The following is a 705-nucleotide window of genomic DNA, read 5'->3' as shown; positions in this document are numbered from 1 at the left end:
GTAGTCGGGGTCGGTGATCTGCTCCGGCGTACCCCAACCCGAGCTCGGACGCTGCTGGAACAAGCCCTGCGAGTCGTGGTCGTTGCGGTCACCCAGGTGACCCAGGTTCTCCAACTTCGACTCCTGCAGACTCGTACCGATCGAGATCACCGCGGCCCGCTCAGGCATGCCGGCCTTCTTCGTCGCGGCGATGATCGCCTTCACGTTGGCGGTCTGCTCGTCGTTGAGGGCGATCCGGGACTGCGCGCCCTGCGTGCCGTGCGGGATCAACTTGCCGGTATCAGGCTTGTCGGCCTGCACCACCGCCACCGGCTTGACACCCACCGGCGCAGCGCCATCGGCGTGGCCGGCGATCGGGCCGGCGAAAACACCACCGGCGAACGCGAGACCAGCAACGGACAGCACGCTCTTACGAATGATCGTGTTCATGGGGGTAGCTCCTTCGGGGGTAGGAAACACCCACACACCACCCGGGGGGACGGCGCACAGGTGTCAGCACCTCGTCCGGCACTGCACAAAACAAAGGGGGGAAAGTCATCACGGCGGCCGGGCGCGGGGGGCGCCTCTAGCGGCCGGTCCATGTGTAACCACCCGGGGGCCGGGGCAATTCCCGGGGCGGGCCATCCATCGGCAGCCGCGTCGAGCCGGCGCCACGGTCGTTCGGAGGTCTACAACCACCGGGCCGGGCCAGGCATTCCACCCGCG

General features: G+C 68.1%; 1 protein-coding gene. It reads right to left on the bottom strand.

Going from position 1 to position 705, the window contains the following annotated elements; translation table 11 throughout:
* Positions 1-429 (bottom strand): hypothetical protein (locus ADK66_RS29165; RefSeq protein WP_053661018.1); only part of this gene is annotated, 429 nt, incomplete at its 3' end.
* Positions 430-705 lie beyond the last annotated feature (276 nt).

Source organism: Micromonospora sp. NRRL B-16802, from assembly GCF_001279555.1.
GTDB lineage: Bacteria > Actinomycetota > Actinomycetes > Mycobacteriales > Micromonosporaceae > Micromonospora > Micromonospora profundi.
The sequence above is the reverse complement of the archived record's forward strand: the minus strand, read 5'-3'. Positions and strand labels throughout refer to the sequence as shown.